4 protein-coding genes and 2 pseudogenes are annotated in these 3,669 nt (G+C 68.1%); 3 read left to right on the top strand and 3 right to left on the bottom strand.

Annotated elements, in window-relative coordinates:
• Both QZX79_RS05225 and QZX79_RS05220 read left to right on the top strand, forming a co-directional pair.
• Positions 1-372, top strand: a pseudogene (locus QZX79_RS05225) (hypothetical protein); the annotation flags it as partial.
• A 97-nt stretch (positions 373-469) separates the two neighbouring features.
• A complete protein-coding gene (locus QZX79_RS05220; RefSeq protein ID WP_294565589.1) occupies positions 470-1,255 on the top strand; it encodes a hypothetical protein in 786 nt (261 codons plus the stop codon).
• Between the two features lie 87 nt (positions 1,256-1,342).
• Here QZX79_RS05220 and QZX79_RS05215 read toward each other — a convergent pair whose 3' ends face one another.
• Positions 1,343-1,699 carry a hypothetical protein gene (locus tag QZX79_RS05215; protein WP_294565586.1) on the bottom strand — a complete coding sequence of 119 codons (357 nt, stop codon included), beginning with the start codon at positions 1,697-1,699 and terminating at the stop codon, positions 1,343-1,345.
• 130 nt (positions 1,700-1,829) lie between these two features.
• Positions 1,830-2,132, bottom strand: a complete 303-nt coding sequence (locus QZX79_RS05210; protein WP_120167448.1) for a DUF4193 domain-containing protein — start codon at positions 2,130-2,132, stop codon at positions 1,830-1,832.
• A gap of 264 nt (positions 2,133-2,396) precedes the next feature.
• On the opposite strand from QZX79_RS05210, the gene QZX79_RS05205 reads away from it, so the two are divergent.
• On the top strand, positions 2,397-3,203 hold the full coding sequence (locus QZX79_RS05205) for a GAF domain-containing protein (RefSeq protein ID WP_294565592.1): 807 nt from the start codon (positions 2,397-2,399) through the stop codon (positions 3,201-3,203).
• A gap of 34 nt (positions 3,204-3,237) precedes the next feature.
• Here QZX79_RS05205 and QZX79_RS05200 read toward each other — a convergent pair.
• A pseudogene (locus QZX79_RS05200) lies at positions 3,238-3,669 on the bottom strand (hypothetical protein); the annotation flags it as partial.

Genomic DNA, 3,669 nt, shown 5'->3' with positions numbered 1-3,669 from the left:
CAGCCCACGGCACCACAGGCCCCTGCCGAAGTCCCCGTGGTCCAGCCTCCCGCGCCGGTGTACCCCGATCTGGTCCCCGCCACCGCCCCGGATGAGCCCCGGGTGGAGCGTATGGCGGGTTCCACCTGGACCGTCTCCGGAGGCGGTTATGAAGCCGGTGCGCAAATCCATGTGATGCTCTTCCGCTACCAGACGGATACCGACCTCCTTAACGCTCCTGTGGTCTCTGCCGACGCGAACGGCCACTACTCGATGCAGATCACGCTGTCGGCCGACCTCGCCCCGGGGCGCTATGGGGTGTTGGTCTGGTCCCCGCCGTTCGAGGAGGAGGCCAAGAGGCGTGCGATCGTCGAAGTCGTCGCTCCGGCCTGACCGGACGGGTTCGCGCGCCGGCTGAAGCTTCCGGGCATTCCCTCCCGGGTAATGGAATTGCGTGAAAGAATGTGCAATCAAACCCCGAGGAGGCATCGTGGCCGAGACAAGGTTGAGCGGAACCGGAAGCGCCGGGCGGGAGCAGGACAGCGATCCCGCTGTCCTGGCCCTGTCGGTCCTCACCGTGGTGATTTCGACCGGGCTGGTCGGCGTGCGGCTGCTGGCCGGGCGCAGGACGAAGAAGGCCGTCGCCGCGAGTGCCAGGATGCTGGCTATTGACACCGTGGTCACGCTTCACGAGAAGGCCTGGAAACTTGCCGGGGGCGACCAGGACGTCGCCGGGGTGCACCACCGGCTCGACCGCGCCTACGCCGACGTCTCCGCCCTGGTGCTGGACCTCGGCGGGGCGGGGCGGGCTCCCTACGAGGGCCCCAGCTTCGAGGAGAGGCTGCGCCTGGCGGTGGAGGAGGCCAGGGCGGCGCTTGACCGGTTTGAAGCGTTCACGCCGCCGGACCCCGAGCGCATCATGGCCGAGGTGAGCAGCACCCGGGACGTACTCGAAACCGCTGTCCAGCCGCGGGCTGAGGAGGCCGGGGTGCCGTGGATGTCGGAGGAGCTGGCGTCACGGTGGGACCATCTCAACTGGGAGCCCTACCGCTTCCTCGAAGACGGTGGCGGTGCGGACGCCCTCGCCGCGGCCGTCGACCGGTACCTTGAGGACGGCCGGTCCAATGAGGACCTGCTGGCCGCGCTGACCAGAATGAAGGGCGAGCTTGAGGACCGGCGGGACTGTGTCTACGTGATCGGGTTGCTCATCGACTTCACCTTCGACCTGGCCGAAAGCTTCGGTGCCCGCCCCTCGAAGGGATCGCCGCGGACCTGACGTCCCGGCCCTCGGGAATGGCCCGGAAACGGGAGGGGAAACGGTGCAGAAAGTGCCGGCCTCAAACCCGGAAGGACCCGTGGCCCACTAGGCCGCACGCTCGAGTGCGCCGGCGCCCGCGAGTGCCTCGGCAGCCGCGAGCGGCGCCAGGAGCAGCTCGCGCTGGCGATCCGTAAACACTTCGGGGAAGCTGATGGCCAGATGGGCGCCGTAGAGGGAGCAGCAGATGTAGTAAATCCCATCGGTGCCGCCCATGACGGTGCTGACCAGAGCCCTGATCCGGGGCAGGTCCACCGACCGACCCCGGCCGGCCATCGCCCGGGCGGCCCCGTGATAGTCGGTGTGTTCCTCGGACTCCCGGGAAGCCTCGGCGGCACCAAGAAGCTGTTCGCGTGTCCAGGGACGATCGAAGATTTGCGGTGCGGGAAGGACGGCGGTGTTCATGGTTTCCTCGGTGGCCCGGCCTAAACGTCGTAGTCAGACTATTTGCTGCCACTGACAATTCGGCGCCGGACCCGCCTCCGGATGGGCGCGGGTCCGACGCCGTAAGGGGCCGGTCGGGGAAGCTCTGCCTTTAGCCTTCGCACTCCCTGCAGTACTTGGCGCCGTTCTTATCCAGCGCCAGCTGGCTGCGGTGGTGGACGAGGAAACAGGACATGCAGGTGAACTCGTCCTCCTGAACGGGAACGACCTCGACGAGCAGTTCGTCATCGACGACAGCTCCGGGAAGATCGAAGCCTTCGGCGGTGTCGCCGTCCTCAACATCGATCAACGCGGTCTGCGTGGTGGCGCTGCGTTGGGCCTGAATCGCCTCAAGCGATTCGTTGGCCGGCTGGTCTTCCTGCGCGACGCGGGGGGCGTCGTAATCGGTTGCCATGGGGGAATTGCTTTCTTCTAGGAATGGACGCTGCACCAGAGTACATGCCGGAGCTGGGAAGGAAAGTCATAGACTGCTGCGGGCGGGAGTCCTAGAGTTGACGGTTCCGCAGCCTCCGGGGCGTCTCCGTTGGAATGGCCTCGGGCCGGCGGAAGCGGCCGCGACGCGTTCTCGCTTTCTCTCCTCCGTGCGCACTCTTTCAGTTACGGTTGACGGATAGACAAAACTTTACTGGAGTGAAAGGAGGGGTGGCGGGTGCCGGCAATGGACAGGTATGCCCAGCAGTGGCTGAGCATCGAGAGCGCATCGGCCGCCAAGCTCGACTCCTACGACTTATGGCTCAACTACGCCGGGATGGGTGGCCGTCTCGATCCGCTCGACGTCGAGGCCTACCTCTACGGGCTCCTGGTGCTGCCCTCCCTGGAGCGGGACCTGGTCGCCCACGCCATTAACGAGATGCTCGAGGACCGCGGGTCCGCCGTCCAGCCGGCACCCTACAGCACGGGCGAGGTGTCGGCTGCCGCCGGCTATTCCGGCCAGCTTGGCGGCTGGCTCGACCCGGCTCTCAGCACGCTCGGTGCGGCAGGCGCCATCCAGGCCATTCAACGCGAAGCGGAACTGCGCCGGCTTGAGTCACTGAGCAGGACCGGGCTTCTCGACACCCCGGGGGAGGCGCGGTTCGACCAGATCACCCAGCGCGCCCAACGCCAGTTCGGTGTCAGCTCGTCCTCGATCGCCCTGATCACCGGGGACAGCCAGTTCATCAAGTCCCTGGCCGGGCCGATCGGCCAGAACCTGCCCCGCGACATCGCCTTCTGCAACCAAACCATCCGCGCCGACAGGATGCTCGTCATTCCGGACACGCTCAAGGACGCCGCCTTCAGCTCGAGCCCGCTGGTTCAGGGGGAGCCGCACATCCGCTTCTATGCGGGCCACCCGCTGACCGGTCCGGGCGGCTGGAGGATCGGAAGCCTGTGCGTCATCGACGACAAACCGCGGGCGTTCAGCGATACCGACGCAGCCAACCTGAAATCCCTCGCGGCCCTCGCGCAGCAGGAAATTGACGCCTAGGCCCAGCGCCTTACCGCCTGCGGATACGCGCGGGTTAGTCCCGGGGTCTGTGGCGGGCGAAGGCGACGACGGCGCCCGCAAGCAGGATGAGCGTCCCTGCGATCCCCGCGACGCGGCTGACCTTCGCCGTGCTGGCGGCCGCAGTTTCGGGCGCAGCCGCTTCGGCGGCATCTTCCTCCGCAGGGGCCGCTGACCCCTCGGGGAGCTGGCTGGCGAAAGGTGCCGTCGCGAAGGGCGCGGTTGCGAACTTGGGCGCGCTGGGCTTGAGCTTGGGCGGAACGACCACCTTGGGCGCGGGGGGTGCCGCCGGGAGGGCCTGGGGAGCGGGAACCACGGGTACGACGACCGGCGGTTGCTGCACCACCGGCGCCACCGGTGCGGGCGGCGCCACCGGTGCGGGCGGCGCCATCGGTGCGGGCGGCGCCACCGGTGCGGGCGGCGCCACCGGTGCGGGCGGTGCCACCGG

The sequence above is a fragment of the uncultured Arthrobacter sp. genome (assembly GCF_902805515.1).
Lineage (GTDB): Bacteria > Actinomycetota > Actinomycetes > Actinomycetales > Micrococcaceae > Arthrobacter_D.
Note: the sequence above shows the minus strand (reverse complement) of the source record. Positions and strands in the feature narration are given on the sequence as shown.

Coding starts and splice junctions, on each gene's coding strand:
- QZX79_RS05215 (WP_294565586.1), bottom strand. CDS start 1,699: ATGAACACCGCCGTCCTTCCCGCACCGCAAATCTTCGATCGTCCCTGG.
- QZX79_RS05205 (WP_294565592.1), top strand. CDS start 2,397: ATGGACAGGTATGCCCAGCAGTGGCTGAGCATCGAGAGCGCATCGGCC.
- QZX79_RS05210 (WP_120167448.1), bottom strand. CDS start 2,132: ATGGCAACCGATTACGACGCCCCCCGCGTCGCGCAGGAAGACCAGCCG.